A 254-nucleotide genomic window follows, 5' to 3' on the forward strand; every position below is an offset into this window, starting at 1 on the left:
CAGATAAAAATGGTAATAAGTTGCCTTCTCCTTTACCGGATAATTATTCTAATTCTGAACCATTTTCTGAAAAAATTAATATCAGAGTTGCCAATAAGAATAATCTAGGCTGTTATGAAGATACAGAAATTGAATTAAAAACTATTCCTTCCTTTACATTGAATAATGTGCCTGATTTACAGAAATGTGATTCTGACGGAACTGGTTTTGCTGAATTTGATTTATCGAAAGTAAACGCAGTTTTGGTAAATGAT

The 254-nt window shown here is 30.3% G+C and carries 1 protein-coding gene; it reads left to right on the forward strand.

Going from position 1 to position 254, the window contains the following annotated elements; all coding sequences use genetic code 11:
- The coding region (locus tag SB773_RS33210) for a hypothetical protein (RefSeq protein ID WP_410594700.1) at window positions 1-254 on the forward strand (254 nt) is incomplete at both ends.

This window comes from Bacillus sp. SIMBA_074, from assembly GCF_046534555.1.
Classification (GTDB): Bacteria; Bacillota; Bacilli; order Bacillales; family Bacillaceae_G; genus Bacillus_A; species Bacillus_A mycoides.